Genomic DNA, 14,219 nt, shown 5'->3' on the forward strand with positions numbered 1-14,219 from the left:
CGATGACCACCTGGATCGGACTGATCGGCTACGGCGCCTGGCACTTCCTGTTCTGAGAATCCCAAGGCTCTCGCGCGTGGCCGGGCAGCGACTGCTTGCCGCAAGCTGGCGCCGCCCAAAAACAGTCTTTCAAACCTTTTGGAAAAACGAATGGTGCCAGGGGCGGAGATGCGTTTTCGAGCTAAGTTGTTGACGCATTAGGGAGTTTGATTCCCGTTTAGCAACAAATCGGCCAACGCATCGGCCAACACGCCCCGCTACGCACGTGGTTCGGTTCCCAATTCCTGGACAGATTGTCGCACTGGATGATCGGTCAGCTCTTCTTGCGGCCCTTGGCCTTTGCCACCATTGCGGGTTCATCGGTCAGCGTGCCTCGACGATCGGCTTTCTCGCCGGCGCTGCCACCCATATCGCTCATCATCGCATCGGCGGCGTCAGCGGCTTGAGAACGCGCGTCATCGGCACTAGCGACCTGCTCGGCCTCAGATGATACCGGCCGCGCCTTGCGTAGACGCACGCCCGGGCCCTCGCCATTCTCAGCGACGAAAATGACGCCCGCATTTTCCAAGGCGATCCGCATTTTATCGATGCTGCTAAGCCGAGCGTCTTGCCCGGCCTCAAAACGGTTGACCGTGTTGGAGCCGACATCGGCCATTTTGGCCAAATCGGTGGTGCTCCAAGATAGGGCGGCTCGCGCCATACGACATTGAACTGGCTTCATATGGTGAAATTATCACCGAATGCGGTTGACATCAAACCGAACATAGAAATATCACTAATGGTGCGTTTATCACCATTAGAGGTCAACCATGACGACGAGCACCGACTCGGCGGCCGCTATCGGCTTGCCTGACCAGCCCTTCATAGACGGCGATTATCAGATCGCAGGGAATTCAGTGAACGGGCTCCCCGCCGGCGCCCACCTGGCGCATATCACGCTGGTGCCAGCACACGTTTTGTCGAAACCGCATCAAGAGCTTTTCGTCTCAGTCGACGAAGCGCCAGGGCTATGCGTGCCGCTTTATATGTCGGGTCCGCGCCAGCTCGTGGAGAGCTGGATCGTCGATCGCCGCATCTCTTGACTTGGCCGGGAGAAACAAAGCGGAACACCGGTCAACGACGACTCATTGCCGCTCATGAAAAGCCGTTACAAATCAAATACTTGATGGATAAAGGATTTACGAGCCGGGAATCGTTGCGATTTTCGCAACGAAAACAACGGGTTGTGTCCACAGCGCCTAAAAAAAAGATTCGGGGCAGATCAACAGCGCGAGCATGAACAAACCCCTTTTGTTCCCAGCGGGTTGCAAGGCACATCCCAGCCATTCGGAAAACCGCGCGCGTGCTTTTTCTAAACGAAAAGCCGAATTTCCTAAGCAGCTTCCTTGCGGGGGCCTGAGTGCCACAGGCATTCTGCGCGAGTCAGGACGACGGAGCGGCCGGGCATGGCCCCTGAGAAAGACATGCCCGGCGCTTTTCCCAGCGGGGAACCCTGACTGGCAGGGGCTAGGAGTTGAGGGGCGGCCGTCGCGCCCCTCAACTCCTCCCCATCATGACCACCGCTGCCAGGGATGGCAACAAGAGTCGTCGCGAAAATCGCTACAATGTCTACACCCCCGCGACAGCATCAGGTCCGCTTTCCGGTTGATCCGCGCATGGTGCCGGCCACGAAGGCCGTGCGCCGCCTGCACCTCACAGAGGGAGAGTTCGAGCGCGTTCTGCCCAAGCTCCTGGCGCGTGGATTTCCGCGACGGGACCCGGACATCGGCAATTTCGACTTGAAGGCGATCGACGCCTGGCTAGATAGCCAGATGGCGATGCAGCCCGGCGGGGGTGCTCGCAATGCGAACGAGTATTGGGCGCAGCGCTTGGCGAGCGGAGATGTCACCGTAGGGCGAGCGGATGCCATGGCTATCGATGCGTCCGTGGATCCATCCATTCGACAAGCAATTTTGGAGGCGAGATTGAAATCGCTGCCGAAGCGAGGGGAGCGCCGGAAGCGATGAACAATCAAGATGCGAGCCAGGCGGCGCCAGCAGGCGTGACCGCTGTCGATCAGGTCGACCGGGAAGCCCCGCTGACGCTCAAGGCGGCTGCGGGGCGCGCCTTCCCTGATGGCACTATGACGGTCCGCACGCTGCGAGCTGAGCGCGACAGAGGTCGCCTCGAGACTTGGATCATCGGGAAGCGTGAATACACGTCGCTCGCTGCCATCGCGAAGATGATCGAGCTGTGCCGCACTGCGCCGCGCGCCGCGTCCGCTAGCCGAGAAAAGGCCGCCAGCCCGTCTACGTCGTTCGACATCACGAAGACCCGACCGGGACCGGATTCGGCCCTTCGGAGCCTTGAAAGGCTCAAGGAGCGCTTGGAACGCGATCGCCCCAAAGGCAAGCGCCGACGGGCAGTGTGACTTGAAAGAGCCCAGCTTAATCGCCCGATGGTGGCTGCAGATCCCCATGGCGGCATGTGCGGCGCTTTGGTGGGTCGTAGGGCTCGACACCGGGCGCAGGCTGGCTCGGATATAGCCTCGCGCACCGTCCGCTCTTTGCAGCCGAGCCGGGCACCGATGAACTTCTGGCTCGGCCATGAGCCATTGTTGTCTGGGCCCATGCGATCGGAAATTTCGAAGGCTACGCAGCGGGCGGTCATCGAGAGTTTGGCGTCAGACCGGACCCATGACTGCCACGCGGCGCGGGCGGGGTAGAACTCCTGAACGGTCCAGTCGACCGTCCGAAGCTCAGCGATGGGCGCGATCGCCATATCAGCCAACCGCCTGCAGTCGCCGGCCGATCAGCGCGACCAGAAGCTCGGTGCGCTCCGGCTCGACCTCGTACAGCGCGGCCTGACCGCGGATGATCGCCGGCCGCGGCTCGAGGCCGAGGGTGCGAAGGATTCCGACCGTCTCGTCGACGTTCGCGAGCGTGTCGTGATCGGCGAGTAGCTCATCGAGCTCGGCAGCGGAGAAGCTGGACATTGCCGAGCCTCAAGCTGCCTTGCCAGGCTTGCCGCCAGGCGCTCGCATCTGGCTGACCATACGAGGCAGAGAAGACTGGAAGCGCGCAATCTCCTCATCGGAGATCAGCGTCTTCCCGTCCATCTTCACAGCGACGATGCGATCGGCGGCTACATAGTTGTAGATCTGCGAGACACTGCAGCTCAGAAGGTCAGCGGCAGCTTTCAGGGTATGATACTTGATTGCTTTGGTAGTCACCGGCCGTCTCCATGCATCGGTGTTGACGCATGGAAGATGCTCAGATGATCGTCGGCGATAAACTCCGGAAATTTAACCCCTAAAAGATTTGCTGTTACCCATTATCCTTGATGTGGGCAGGATTGCCGCTCGGTTCACCGTACCGTCCGACGAAACTGATCGCGCCGGCTTCTTGGAGGGGGTTCAGGCGCCCACATGCTGTCCGCCACACTTCCATGAAGAGCTTCGCCCGGCGATCTTTGACGAATCCGAGCAGCGATTTCGCTTCTTCCTTCTTCAACCGGCTCGGCGCCTTTGCGCGCATCGCATCCTCGAGCCGCGTCACCAGCAGCGTCGCTGCAGCGCGGCTGAAATCTTCGTCCAGTACCGTAAGGTCCTGCGCCTCTGCCTCCGATCGCAACTCGGGCTGAAGCTGCAGATGGACGTCGTAGTATGTCTTACCCGAAGGCAACGTTGCGCTGGCCTCGCGCATACTGGTGTGCTGCATTGCTGACCATACGAACGCCGGCACCTGCTGAAGGTCGGCATCGTGCTCGTGCTTCCTCGCGAAGACGACGGTTCGACCGTCACTGACCAGCGAGTTCAATGCTTCTGCCGCCACCCTCTCAGCGCGCCAAGCACATCGCTCGATGGCTCGGTATGCATCCTCTGAAGCGCTCCCGGGCGGTGGAGGGGGGGAATGCAGCCCAGAGCCATCAAAGATCACACAGAGTTCGTTATGAGTGACTTCGATGAAATCTATATCCAACACCGTGGCATTCGGCAGGGCATCCGCGAGCCCGTACTCAAGCCAGTCGACGAATTCTTCTCGGATCTCAGGAATCCCATCGATCGCTCTATTGAGCCTAATCCACCCGTGCTGCGGCAGATGATATTGGAGCGGGGGATCGACCAACATCAGTCTTTCCTCCGATCAGCACGCATCGCATTAAGCTCATCGGCCCACCACTGAGCCATCCGGACCCGCTCGTTCCAATGCTCGCCTCGGGCGTAGGCGCGCCTGACATCGTCGTCTTCCACATGCGCAAGGGCGCGCTCGATCGCGTCGGGGTTCCAGAGCCCCGACTCGTTGAGGAGGGTTGAAGCGCTGGCGCGAAAGCCGTGGGCTGTCGCTTCATCCGAACCATAGCCCAGGCGCCGCAGCGCGCCGTTCAGCGTGTTCTCTGAGATCGGGCGAGGCTCGACAGGAAGGCCGGCACGGCTGCCTCTCCCGACACCAGGGAAGCAGAGCTTGCCATAGCCGGTGAGCCGGTGGAGATCGGTGAGCACGTCGAGTGCTTGCCGGGGGAGCGGAACCTTGTGCGGCCGGCGCATCTTCGTGCGGGCGGCGGGGATGGTCCAGATCGCCTTTTCCCAATCGAACTCGCTCCAGTGCGCAAGTCGAAGCTCACCGGGCCGGGGGAAGAGCATGGCGAGGAGCTTCAGAGCATGCCGCGTCACGGGCTGGCCGTCGTACCCATCGATCGCGCCTAGCAGCGCGCCCAGAGCCTTCCTGTCGACCAGCGCGGCGCGATGTTTGGCTTTGGGGGTGAGGAGAGCGCCTTTCAGCGGTCCCGTCGGGTCATGCTCTGCGCGCGCGGTCGCGATGGCGTACCGGAACACCTCGCCGATGACCGAACGGAGGCGGCGAGCGGATTCCAACCGGCCGCGCGCCTCGACCTTGCGGAGCACGGCCAGGACATCGGCGGGTTTGATCTCCGTGATCGGGCGGTCACCGATATCGGGATAGGCGAAATCGAGAAGCCAGCGCGTTTTCACGATAGTGGATGCAGCTCGCTCTTCGCGCTCCTTCCGCTCGACGAGCTCGCCGGCGACCAGCCGGAAGGTGACGGCGGCGGCCTTCTCCTCTGCGGCCTTCTCCGTCTTCTCGTGGACGAGTGGGTCAATCCCGCGGGCCAGCAGCCGCTTCGCAACCTCTCGGCGATCACGGGCATCGGCCAACCCGATCTGGGGGTATGGACCGATCGGAAGTTTTTTCTGCTTCCCGTCGAATCGATAGGCCAGCTTCCAGTGTTTGCCGCCAGCGGGGGTCACCCAGAGCTGCAAACCGCCGCCGTCGGAGAGCTTCGAGATACGATCGGGAGACTTCGCCGAGCGAACTTTTACGTCCGTCAAACCCGCCATTGTTGGCCGCTCCAAATCGCCTGTTGGCCGATAGGGAGCAACGTGGCCAACACCCTGATTGGATGTCAATGGACGGCAGTTGAAGTCTGAAGGCTCAAGCTAGGCCAAAACCGCCGGAAATGCGGGCTTTTTGGAGGTCTGTGGAAGCGCTTGGAAGCGTGAATGGTGCCCAGGGGCGGAATCGAACCACCGACACTGCGATTTTCAGTCGCATGCTCTACCAACTGAGCTACCTGGGCGCCCCGGGGCGCGACGCGCCGTCCGTGTTGGTGGGGGCGATATAGAGGCTGTCGTCAGGCCTGTCCAGTCACTTCAGCCGGCTTTCTACAGTCCCTGTGCAAGTGTGGAGAAATCTGGCCCCGCGAGCTGGGAAATGGCGGGAATGGTGCCGGCCTCAGGCCGGCATCTGGGCTTCTTCCCGCCACGCGGCGCGGTCGATCACCGTCGCCAGGCGATCCACCGCCATCAGTGCTTCGCGTCGCGCCTGCTCCGATTCGAGGATCGCCGCCTGGCCGTAGAGGAGCCGGGCGAAGGCAATGACACGGTTCACCACGAGGAACGACGCATCCTGCAGAGCCTGGGATTCGCGGAGAACCTCATAGAGGTGCGCCACATGGTTTTCGGCACTCTCCTGCAACGCCTTCGCATTGAGGACGCCAGCCTTGAGCACATCGGCGCGCAGGGTCTCTATGTCGCGCGCCAGCAGCTCCTTCACCCTCTCAGCCATGGTTCCCCCTCAGAAGGAGATTGTTCTGTCGGCCAGATCGAAAATAGCACCGAAGGCAGCGCCGATCAGCGCCAAGCATGACGTTTGGTTACCTGCTTCTGTACGGCGGCCATTTCAGCTTGCGGCAAATTTGATCGGAGAGGAGATGTGCTCGGGTCCCAGCCGGCTCAATCCTCGGAATCCTGGGCGATCGGCGTTTCCGCAGGGCGAAAATACTTGCCATTGACGATGCGCACGAGCGTCCGGACCAGAGCGGCCACCACGATGACCAGCGGAGCGCCATCACGGCGTTTCCCTCCAGCGCCAGCTACAGCGCCAGGCCACAGCTCGCGGCGTTTCCGATGACAAGCAGGAGCTTCGAGCTTCATCATCGTGCCGGATGATCCTGCTTCGGGGTAGGGGAAAGGGGATGGTGCAATGCAGCTGACTTTTGGTTTCGGCGCCGCAGCGCGTGTCCGCATGAATCGCGGCGGCTGAGGCCCACCACCCACCAAAAGGCGCTATTGACGCTGGCAACCGCGCGGGAAAGGATGGCGCGTGCTTGCCGTCGCAGCTCCCGCGTGCCGGGGCGCTCATCGATCGGATCGACCGCGGAGGCGCTTTCTCCTGGCGCTGGCCGGTCTCCCCTTGTGCCTCGCAGCGGCGCGGGCATTTGCGGGAGATTTGCTGCCATGGCCCGACGAAGCGTCGCCGGCGCTTGCACTCGACCGTCTTGATGGCCCGGCGATCGATCTCGCCGATCTGCGCGGCCGCCCCGTCATCGTTCATTTCTTCGCGACATGGTGCGCGCCCTGCGTCGAGGAGTTGGCCTCGCTCGATGCGCTGGCGGCGCGGCTCGGCGCGGGTGCGAGCATCCTTGCCGTCGATGTCGGCGAGGTCGATGCGCGGGTCCGCAATTTCTTTCGGCAGCGCCCGGTGCGTTTCCCGATCCTGCTCGACCGCGACCGTGCGGCCATGAAACGCTGGCGGGTGGAGGGGCTGCCGACGAGTTTCGTGCTCGATCGCGATCTGCGCCCCGTCGCGCTCGCCGCCGAGCCGCTCGACTGGATCAGCCCGCCGGTGCTGGCCGCGCTCGAAGCCATGGTCGGAGCCAAATCAAGCCCATCCGACGCCAACGACGACAAGGGAAGGAGCACACCATGATCAGCCGTCGCGATATGCTCAGGACCGGTGCCGCCGCGGGGGCGGCACTTGTGCTGCCGCGCGCGGGCATCGCGCAGGCACCCGCCTTCGCTCCCAAGCCCGGCAAATGGCGCGATTTCGAGGTGGTGACGCGGCTCGATCTGGCTGGGCGGGGGAAGGCGCAGGCCTGGGTTCCGCTGCCCTCCGTCACCGAGGTCGACTGGATCAAGCCGGCTCGCAACGACTGGCAGACCAATGCGGCCTCCGCCGAGGTCGTCAGCGATCCGAAATACGGCGCACGGATGCTGCATGTCGTCTTCAAGGAGGGGGCGGCGGCCCCGGCCGTCGAGGTCCGCAGCCGTTTCGCCTTGCGCGACCGCGCCGAGGATTTCGCTGCGGGCACGGCGCCGGCGCTGGGCGCGGCCGAGCGCAGGCTCTATCTGGAGGCGACCGAGCTCATGCCGACGGACGGCATCGTCAAGGAAACCGCCGAGAAGGCCGCTGCCGGCAACGCCAGCGATATCGACAAGGCGCGCGCGATCTACCAATGGGTCGTCGCGAATACCTTCCGCGATGCGAAAACCCGCGGTTGCGGCACCGGCGACGTCGCCTCGATGCTGCGCAGCGGCAACCTCGGCGGCAAATGCGCCGATCTCAATGCGCTCTATGTCGCGCTCGTGCGCTCGGTCGGCATCCCCGCGCGCGATATCTACGGCATTCGCGTCGCGCCTTCTCAATTCGGCTACAAGAGCCTGGGCGCCGGTTCGGAAGTCATCACCAAGGCCCAGCACTGCCGCGCCGAAATCTGGCTCGAAGGCCATGGTTGGGTCGCGACCGATCCCGCCGACGTCCGCAAGGTCGTGCTCGAGGAGCCGCCCGGCAACAATGCCGTCGATAATCCGAAGGTCGTCGCCGCGCGCGAGGCCCTGTTCGGCGCCTGGGAGGGCAACTGGCTCGGCTACAACATGGCGCATGACCTCGAATTGCCGGGTTCGAAGCACAAGGTCGGCTTCCTGATGTATCCACAGGCGGAGGTGGCCGGGGCGCTGCTCGATTGCCTCGATCCCGACACCTTCAAATACACGATCAGGGCGGCCGAGATCACCGCCTGACGACGTCGTCCCCGGCCGGGGCCGCGTCGGCGCCCGGCCATGCCGCCCGGAGACCGATGATGAATGACACGATCGAGCTTGAAACGCCGGCGAAGCCTGCCGCCCCCCGGCTGACCAGCCTGGCGCATGGCGGCGGCTGCGGCTGCAAGCTGGCGCCCTCGGTGCTCCAGCGGCTCCTGGCCGAGCATCCGGCCGCGGGGCCTTACAAGCAGCTTCTCGTCGGCACCGAGACAGGTGACGATGCGGCCGTGTGGCAGGTCGATGAGAATACATGTGTGGTCGCCACCACGGATTTCTTCATGCCGATGGTCGACGACCCCCGTGATTTCGGCCGCATCGCCGCGGCCAATGCGATCTCGGATGTCTACGCCATGGGTGGCAAGCCGATCATGGCGCTGGCGATCCTCGGCATGCCGCTCGACAAGTTGCCGATCGAGACGACACGCGAGATTTTGATGGGCGGCGCCTCGATCTGCGCCGAGGCCGGCATCCCCGTCGCGGGCGGCCACTCGATCGATGCGCCCGAGCCGATCTACGGCCTGGCGGTGATCGGGCTTCTGAATCCACGGAATCTGCGCCGCAACAGCGGGGCAAGGCCCGGCGATGCGCTGATCCTGACCAAGGCGCTGGGCGTCGGCATCTATTCGGCCGCCTTCAAGAAGGAACAGCTCTCGCCGGCGGCCTATGACGAGATGATCGCATCTGTGACCTTGCTCAACCGCATCGGCGCCGAATTGGCGGAGGATGACGATGTCCACGCCATCACGGATGTCACCGGCTTCGGCATCCTCGGCCACGGGCTGGAAATGGCGCGCGGTTCCGGAGCCACGCTGCGGTTGAAACTGGCCGATCTGCCGTTCCTTTCGCAGGCAGAACGGCTGTCGCAGGAGGGCAGGGTGACCGGCGCCTCGCACCGCAACTGGGCAAGCTATGGCGAAGGCGCCGAGTTGCCGGCCGGGTTGCCGGACTGGCGGCGCCATTTGCTGACCGATCCGCAGACCTCCGGCGGGCTTCTGGTCTCCTGCAAGGCGGAGCGGGCGCAGGACATCCTCACGCGGATCAAGGCGGCGGGCTATCCGGCCGCGCGGATCATCGGCGCGGTCGAGGCGGGACCGGGGCGGGTCGTGGCGGCCTGACAAGAGAGACTCCGTCATTCTCGGGCCGAGGATAGCGAAGACCCGAGAATCTCTTCCCGAAGAGGGCGCCTTCTCCTGCCTGAGATGCTCGGATCAAGCCCGAGCATGGCGATGGAGGCTGCTCAGGCCTCCCTGATTTCCAGATTCCGCCCCCAGACGTCGAAGAAGGCGCCCTTGTTGAGAACCAACCGGTCTTCGCGCAGGGTGTCTTCCAGCTCGCGCAGCCGCTTGCGGGCCAGGTCATCGGGCACGAGGCCGCCGCCCTCGTCGCGCGTCGGAAAGAAGGCCGCTCCGTCCCAGCTCACGCCGGCACCGCGCAGCATCAGGACGATATCGCCCCAGTCGATCTCGTCGCCGACGACATGGACGAAGGTCGAGCGCAGCGGCTCCACCTTCGGCTCGGTGATCTTCACGAGCACGATCAGCGCGGTGAACGGGCCCTTGCGGAAGAGTTTTCCGAGCCAGCGGTCGAAATCGGTTCCAAGACCTTTAGATGTCGACACGCGGCGAACCCTCGGTCGGGCAGGCCGCATCGGCGGCGCACTCGAAATGCAAGATCGGGTCGAGGGCAGGGGCCGCGCTATCGATCATGCCGCCTCAGTGAATTGGCGGAAGAGAATGGGAGTCGAACCCACCAGAGACCGTCTGACGGCCCCTCCCGGATTTGAAGTCCGGACGCCCCACCGGGGACGCTTCTCCTCCATCGGGCATCCCCGGCTGCGGGCCGAACAGATCGAGCCTTTGCCGGTTGATGCGCCTGAGATCGCCGCGGCGGATGGTGAGGCCATGACGATCGAAGAATTCGAGTATCTGGATAGCCACCTTTCGGCCGTTGTCGAGCCTGTCGCGAAACTGCGCGGCGTTAAAGCCGGCCGGATCGGTGCCTGCAAGCTCCACGGCGATGCCGACCATCTCGGTCAAGGTCGCCCGCAGGAAGAAGTGGTCGAGCGCAACCTCGTGAACATCGCCGCGCCGGCCAGCTAGCCGGAACAAGCGGCGGATGTCCTCTTCGCGGTGGCCAAGCATCTGGCCGATATCGCGCACGCGCGGAGGCCGGAACCGCTCCTGCGCATCGATCAGCGGCGCGATCCGCGACCAGAGCGCCTCGTCCTCGGGCGAGAGCCTGACCTCGTGCTCAGGGCGCCGGACCCATGAACCGGCCATGACGAGCAAGCCGCTATCGGCAAATCGCCCCAGCACCATCCGGAAGAGCGGCGCAGGCAGGCGTGGCGCGACGGCAAGGCGCAAGCGCTCCAGGCCCATGCCGGGCAAATCGGGATGCTCGGCATGCCAGACGTCGAGCCGCTCGACCGTCGCCTGCGAGAGGTCCCGCCAGTTTTCGGGCAGCATCGCGAGCGAGCCGATCCGGACAAGACCAAGCCCGGCAGCCAGTTCGCCGTTCGCCGCGGCTCCGAGCGCGCGATCTCGGACGAAACCGTCGAGGTCGATGTGATGCGGCGGCAGGGACAGGAGCGCGCGCAGCGCCTCGGCCGGGTCGGACAGCCCGAGCGCCGCGAGCTGTGCCAGCCGCTCCGGGCTGCGGCGCCGGCGCTCCGGCGCGCGGAGGTCGAGAATGCGTCCGCCGCCGATGGTGCGCGAGGCGCTGGCGTCGCGCAGCACAAAGCGGTCGAGCGCCGAGGCGGCCAGAGGGGTGTCGAGGACGAGCTGAACGGGAGCCGTGGCGCCGGGGACGATCTCCTCCCCGAGCAGCACGATGCGCGCTCCGACCTCCGCCGCCGCATGGTGCAGCCGCACCGGCTGCCACATCGTCAGCGGCTTCGCCTCTGTGGGCAGCACCGTAACCTCTGCATCGAGCCGCAGTGTCGGTGCATGAAGGGAGGGTACCAGCACGATGTCGCCATGCCGGATGGCGTCCTTGGAAATGCCCGGCCCGGCGAGGTTGAGCGCACAGCGATCTCCCGCTGCGCCGCGCTCGGCCGGGCGGTTCTGGGCGTGGACCGAGCGCACACGTGCCACTGTCCCGGCCGGCGAAACGATGACGCTGTCGCCCACGGCGACATTGCCGGACAGCACGGTGCCGGTCACCACCGTGCCCGTGCCCTGGAGGGTGAAGCAGCGATCGACGGCGAGGCGGAAGGCGCCATCGCTATGCTGCGGCCGGCTCGCATGCGCTTTCTCGGCAAGCAATGTAGATAGCGCGGCGATGCCGTCACCGGTCACGGTCGAGACGGGCAGGATCGGCGCCTCCGCGAAGGGCGTCTTGGCGAGCAGGTTTGCGATCTCGTTTGTGGCAGCGGCCAACCGATCCGGATCGGCCAGATCCGCCTTGGTGAGCGCCACGACAGCCTGTCCGATGCCGAGCAGCCGGGCGATGGCGACATGCTCGCGCGTCTGCGGCATCACCCCGTCATCCGCCGCCACGACGAGCAGAAGCAGGTCGATGCCGGAGGCGCCGGCCAGCATCGTATGGACGAACTTCTCGTGGCCGGGCACGTCGATGAAGCCGATGATGCTGCCGTCCGCCTGCGGCCAATAGGCGAAGCCGAGCGCGATGCTGATGCCGCGCGCCTTCTCCTCCTTCAGCCGGTCGGTATCCACGCCGGTCAGTCGCCTGACCAGCGAAGTCTTGCCGTGGTCGATATGACCGGCCGTGCCGATGATCATGACCCGGCCTCCGCCGGGGCAGCGGCAACCCGTGCGGCTTTGATGAAGGGAGCCGCGAGCAGGCTGCCCTTCGCCTCGGCGGCGAGCAGGAGGGCGAGCGCGCGGCCGGCATCCTGCGGCACGCCCTGGCCGAGCAGGGTCGCGGCGCCGAGCATCGCTTCGGAGTCCGGGTCCCCTGCCGCCATCCCGCGCTGCCACCATTGCGAGGCCAGCGTCGCGTCGCGCTCAACGCCGAGCGCATCGTGATGCATCATGCCGAGCCTGGTCATGCTGGTGGCTATCCCGCTCTTGGCCGCGGCCTGCGCCCAGCGCAGAGCCTCGGCGCGATCGGTGACGCGCCCGCCTTCCAGCAACATCCACGACAGCATGTCCTGGGCGGGGGCGTCGCCCTGTTCGGCTGCGAGGCGGTAGAGGCGCAGCGCCTCGTCGTCGTTCTGCTCAACGCCATCGCCCTTGAAATGAAGGGCCGCAAGATTGCGCTGCCCGACCGGATCGCTGCCCTCGGCTGAAAGCGTCAGCCAGCGCAGGGCCAGCGCCGGGTCGCGGTCGACGCCGTAGCCTTCGGCGAAGCAGGCGCCGATATTGTTCTGGGCACGACTGAAGCCGGCATGGGCGAGCGGACCCCAGATCGCGAGCGCGGCCGCATGATCGCAGCGCTCGACAGCGGCGGCCGCCTCGGCCATGGCCGCCGCCACATCATGGCCGCTCTCGGGCACGCCCATGGAATCCTTGCGGAAGAAGCGCTCAAGCCAGCCCATTGCTCGGCTCCGCGTTTAGCGCAGCGAGCTGCGCGGCGAAAAGCGCCTCGTCCTCGAGACAGCGCAGGTCGAAGATCAGCGCTCCCTGCGCGATCCTTCCAATGATCGGCACCGGGACGGCCCGAAAGGCCGCAGCCAGCTTCTCGATGGCCGAACCGGTCGTCTTGCCGGCCGGGCGCAGCGCAAGACCAGCGCTCGGCAGCGTCTCCAGGGGCAGCGCGCCGGAGCCGATCTGGCTGGCGCAGTCGATGACCTCGACCTGCCAGCTTGGGCCGAGCGAGCCGATGAGGCCGGGCAGGAGACGCTCCGCTGCGGTTCGCAGTTCCGCCGCCGTCCGCGTGAACAGCCTGAGCGTCGGCAGGCGCTGCGACAGGCGGTCGGGATCGCGGTAGAGCCGTAGCGTGGCTTCGAGCGCCGCCAGCCTGAGCTTGTCGAGGCGCAGCGCCCGCTTCAGCGGGTTTTTCGCCAGCTTGGCGATCAGATCCCTGCGCCCGGCGACGATGCCGGCCTGCGGCCCACCCAGCAGCTTGTCGCCGGAGAAGGTGACGAGATCGGCGCCGCCCTTCAGCGCGTCCTGGACCGTCTTCTCCTTGCGCAAACCCCAGCGCGACAGATCGATCAGCGTGCCCGAGCCGAGATCGTCGACGAAGGGCAGGCCGTGCTGGTCTGCGAGCTTGGCCAGCGCCGCCGGCTCCACCTCGGCGGTGAAGCCTTGCACCACATAGTTCGAGGTGTGAACCTTCATCAGCAGCCCCGTCTCAGGGCCGATGGCTTCGGCATAGTCCCTGAGATGCGTGCGGTTCGTCGTGCCGACCTCGCGCAGCACGGCGCCGGCACGCGCCATGATGTCCGGCATGCGGAAGGCGCCGCCGATCTCGATCAGCTCGCCGCGCGAGACGATGGCCTCGCGGTTCCTTGAGAGGGTGTTGAGCACCAGCAGTACGGCCGAGGCGTTGTTGTTGACGAGGATCGCATCCTCGGCGCCTGTCAGTTCGCGGATCAGATCGCGCACATGGGCGTCGCGCTCGCCGCGCTGACCGGCTTCGATCTCGTATTCGAGATTGGTTGGCGCGCGCATGGCGGTGACCACGGCCTCGATCGCCTCCTCGGCGAGGAGGGCGCGGCCTAGATTGGTGTGCAGCACCGTGCCGGTCAGGTTGATGACCGGGCGCTGCGAGGGCCGCCCGCGCTCTTCCAGCCAATCCAGCGCCATGCGGCTGACCTGTTCGAGGGAGGCGGCGGGCGGCTGGCCGCCGGCACGCAACTGCTCCAGAACCTGCCGGATCGCATCGGTGGCCGCTGCCCGTCCATGGCGAGCGATGGCGAGTTCGCCGCCGGCACTGTGCAGCACGGTGTCAACCGATGGCGGGCGGAAGCGTTCGGGCTTGTTCATCAGGCTCCCTC

The 14,219-nt window shown here is 65.3% G+C and carries 16 protein-coding genes, 2 tRNA genes and 2 pseudogenes; 6 read left to right on the top strand and 14 right to left on the bottom strand.

What is annotated here, in order from left to right; all coding sequences use genetic code 11:
* Positions 1-313: 313 nt before the first annotated feature.
* A complete protein-coding gene (locus tag AC1DE3_RS07840; protein WP_441512382.1) occupies positions 314-655 on the bottom strand; it encodes a hypothetical protein in 342 nt (113 codons plus the stop codon).
* Between the two features lie 154 nt (positions 656-809).
* Here AC1DE3_RS07840 and AC1DE3_RS07845 point away from each other — a divergent pair, with 154 nt between their 5' ends.
* The 3 genes from AC1DE3_RS07845 to AC1DE3_RS07855 all read left to right on the top strand — a co-directional run bounded on the left by AC1DE3_RS07845 (position 810) and on the right by AC1DE3_RS07855 (position 2,410).
* Positions 810-1,082 carry a hypothetical protein gene (locus tag AC1DE3_RS07845; RefSeq protein WP_441512383.1) on the top strand — a complete coding sequence of 91 codons (273 nt, stop codon included), beginning with the start codon at positions 810-812 and terminating at the stop codon, positions 1,080-1,082.
* 573 nt (positions 1,083-1,655) lie between these two features.
* Complete coding sequence (locus AC1DE3_RS07850; RefSeq protein WP_441512384.1) at positions 1,656-2,006, top strand: hypothetical protein; 351 nt, start codon at positions 1,656-1,658, stop codon at positions 2,004-2,006.
* A complete protein-coding gene (locus AC1DE3_RS07855) occupies positions 2,003-2,410 on the top strand; it encodes a hypothetical protein (protein ID WP_441512385.1) in 408 nt (135 codons plus the stop codon). Before AC1DE3_RS07850 ends, AC1DE3_RS07855 begins: the two co-directional genes overlap by 4 nt.
* Before the next feature lie 119 nt (positions 2,411-2,529).
* Here AC1DE3_RS07855 and AC1DE3_RS07860 read toward each other — a convergent pair.
* The 8 genes and pseudogenes from AC1DE3_RS07860 to AC1DE3_RS07895 form a co-directional block, all read right to left on the bottom strand.
* Positions 2,530-2,760, bottom strand: a pseudogene (locus AC1DE3_RS07860) (hypothetical protein); the annotation flags it as partial.
* A gap of 1 nt (position 2,761) precedes the next feature.
* Positions 2,762-2,974 (bottom strand): hypothetical protein, encoded by a 213-nt coding sequence (locus AC1DE3_RS07865; RefSeq protein WP_441512400.1) that lies wholly within the window; start codon positions 2,972-2,974, stop codon positions 2,762-2,764.
* 9 nt (positions 2,975-2,983) lie between these two features.
* The gene (locus AC1DE3_RS07870; RefSeq protein WP_441512401.1) at positions 2,984-3,211 is read right to left on the bottom strand and encodes a helix-turn-helix domain-containing protein; all 228 of its coding nucleotides are present in this window, start codon (positions 3,209-3,211) and stop codon (positions 2,984-2,986) included.
* Between the two features lie 94 nt (positions 3,212-3,305).
* Positions 3,306-4,109, bottom strand: coding sequence for a hypothetical protein (locus AC1DE3_RS07875; RefSeq protein ID WP_476852305.1), 804 nt, complete (start codon positions 4,107-4,109; stop codon positions 3,306-3,308).
* The gene (locus tag AC1DE3_RS07880) at positions 4,109-5,335 is read right to left on the bottom strand and encodes a tyrosine-type recombinase/integrase (protein WP_476852306.1); all 1,227 of its coding nucleotides are present in this window, start codon (positions 5,333-5,335) and stop codon (positions 4,109-4,111) included. The genes AC1DE3_RS07875 and AC1DE3_RS07880 overlap by 1 nt, the downstream gene beginning before the upstream one ends.
* A gap of 163 nt (positions 5,336-5,498) precedes the next feature.
* Positions 5,499-5,574 (bottom strand) — tRNA-Phe (locus AC1DE3_RS07885).
* Between the two features lie 155 nt (positions 5,575-5,729).
* Positions 5,730-6,050: a hypothetical protein gene (locus AC1DE3_RS07890; RefSeq protein ID WP_441512404.1), complete on the bottom strand. Its 321-nt coding sequence runs from the start codon at positions 6,048-6,050 to the stop codon at positions 5,730-5,732.
* Between the two features lie 179 nt (positions 6,051-6,229).
* Positions 6,230-6,433: a hypothetical protein gene (locus tag AC1DE3_RS07895; protein WP_441512405.1), complete on the bottom strand. Its 204-nt coding sequence runs from the start codon at positions 6,431-6,433 to the stop codon at positions 6,230-6,232.
* A 292-nt stretch (positions 6,434-6,725) separates the two neighbouring features.
* On the opposite strand from AC1DE3_RS07895, the gene AC1DE3_RS07900 reads away from it, so the two are divergent.
* From AC1DE3_RS07900 to selD, 3 genes are read left to right on the top strand one after another with little or no spacing between them, the layout of a single operon-like run.
* Positions 6,726-7,205: a TlpA disulfide reductase family protein gene (locus AC1DE3_RS07900; protein WP_441512406.1), complete on the top strand. Its 480-nt coding sequence runs from the start codon at positions 6,726-6,728 to the stop codon at positions 7,203-7,205.
* Positions 7,202-8,296, top strand: coding sequence for a transglutaminase-like domain-containing protein (locus AC1DE3_RS07905; protein ID WP_441512407.1), 1,095 nt, complete (start codon positions 7,202-7,204; stop codon positions 8,294-8,296). The genes AC1DE3_RS07900 and AC1DE3_RS07905 overlap by 4 nt, the downstream gene beginning before the upstream one ends.
* Before the next feature lie 59 nt (positions 8,297-8,355).
* Positions 8,356-9,432: a selenide, water dikinase SelD gene (gene selD / locus AC1DE3_RS07910; protein ID WP_441512408.1), complete on the top strand. Its 1,077-nt coding sequence runs from the start codon at positions 8,356-8,358 to the stop codon at positions 9,430-9,432.
* Positions 9,433-9,554: 122 nt separating this feature from the next.
* Here selD and AC1DE3_RS07915 read toward each other — a convergent pair whose 3' ends face one another.
* The 5 genes and pseudogenes from AC1DE3_RS07915 to selA form a co-directional block, all read right to left on the bottom strand.
* Positions 9,555-9,935 carry a hypothetical protein gene (locus AC1DE3_RS07915; RefSeq protein ID WP_441512409.1) on the bottom strand — a complete coding sequence of 127 codons (381 nt, stop codon included), beginning with the start codon at positions 9,933-9,935 and terminating at the stop codon, positions 9,555-9,557.
* Between the two features lie 103 nt (positions 9,936-10,038).
* Positions 10,039-10,134: transfer RNA gene (locus tag AC1DE3_RS07920), tRNA-Sec, on the bottom strand.
* Between the two features lie 105 nt (positions 10,135-10,239).
* Positions 10,240-12,057 (bottom strand): annotated as a pseudogene (gene selB, locus AC1DE3_RS07925) (selenocysteine-specific translation elongation factor); the annotation flags it as partial.
* Positions 12,054-12,815: a tetratricopeptide repeat protein gene (locus tag AC1DE3_RS07930; protein ID WP_476780585.1), complete on the bottom strand. Its 762-nt coding sequence runs from the start codon at positions 12,813-12,815 to the stop codon at positions 12,054-12,056. The pseudogene selB and the gene AC1DE3_RS07930, both read right to left, overlap by 4 nt.
* On the bottom strand, positions 12,802-14,208 hold the full coding sequence (selA, locus tag AC1DE3_RS07935) for an L-seryl-tRNA(Sec) selenium transferase (protein WP_441512411.1): 1,407 nt from the start codon (positions 14,206-14,208) through the stop codon (positions 12,802-12,804). The genes AC1DE3_RS07930 and selA overlap by 14 nt, the downstream gene beginning before the upstream one ends.
* Positions 14,209-14,219: the final 11 nt, after the last annotated feature.

This window comes from Allobosea sp. 10L417 (assembly GCF_056395485.1).

Coding starts and splice junctions, on each gene's coding strand:
- AC1DE3_RS07840 (WP_441512382.1), bottom strand. CDS start 655: ATGGCCGATGTCGGCTCCAACACGGTCAACCGTTTTGAGGCCGGGCAA.
- AC1DE3_RS07845 (WP_441512383.1), top strand. CDS start 810: ATGACGACGAGCACCGACTCGGCGGCCGCTATCGGCTTGCCTGACCAG.
- AC1DE3_RS07850 (WP_441512384.1), top strand. CDS start 1,656: ATGGTGCCGGCCACGAAGGCCGTGCGCCGCCTGCACCTCACAGAGGGA.
- AC1DE3_RS07855 (WP_441512385.1), top strand. CDS start 2,003: ATGAACAATCAAGATGCGAGCCAGGCGGCGCCAGCAGGCGTGACCGCT.
- AC1DE3_RS07865 (WP_441512400.1), bottom strand. CDS start 2,974: ATGTCCAGCTTCTCCGCTGCCGAGCTCGATGAGCTACTCGCCGATCAC.
- AC1DE3_RS07875 (WP_476852305.1), bottom strand. CDS start 4,109: ATGTTGGTCGATCCCCCGCTCCAATATCATCTGCCGCAGCACGGGTGG.
- AC1DE3_RS07880 (WP_476852306.1), bottom strand. CDS start 5,335: ATGGCGGGTTTGACGGACGTAAAAGTTCGCTCGGCGAAGTCTCCCGAT.
- AC1DE3_RS07895 (WP_441512405.1), bottom strand. CDS start 6,433: ATGATGAAGCTCGAAGCTCCTGCTTGTCATCGGAAACGCCGCGAGCTG.
- AC1DE3_RS07905 (WP_441512407.1), top strand. CDS start 7,202: ATGATCAGCCGTCGCGATATGCTCAGGACCGGTGCCGCCGCGGGGGCG.
- selD (WP_441512408.1), top strand. CDS start 8,356: ATGAATGACACGATCGAGCTTGAAACGCCGGCGAAGCCTGCCGCCCCC.
- AC1DE3_RS07930 (WP_476780585.1), bottom strand. CDS start 12,815: ATGGGCTGGCTTGAGCGCTTCTTCCGCAAGGATTCCATGGGCGTGCCC.
- selA (WP_441512411.1), bottom strand. CDS start 14,208: ATGAACAAGCCCGAACGCTTCCGCCCGCCATCGGTTGACACCGTGCTG.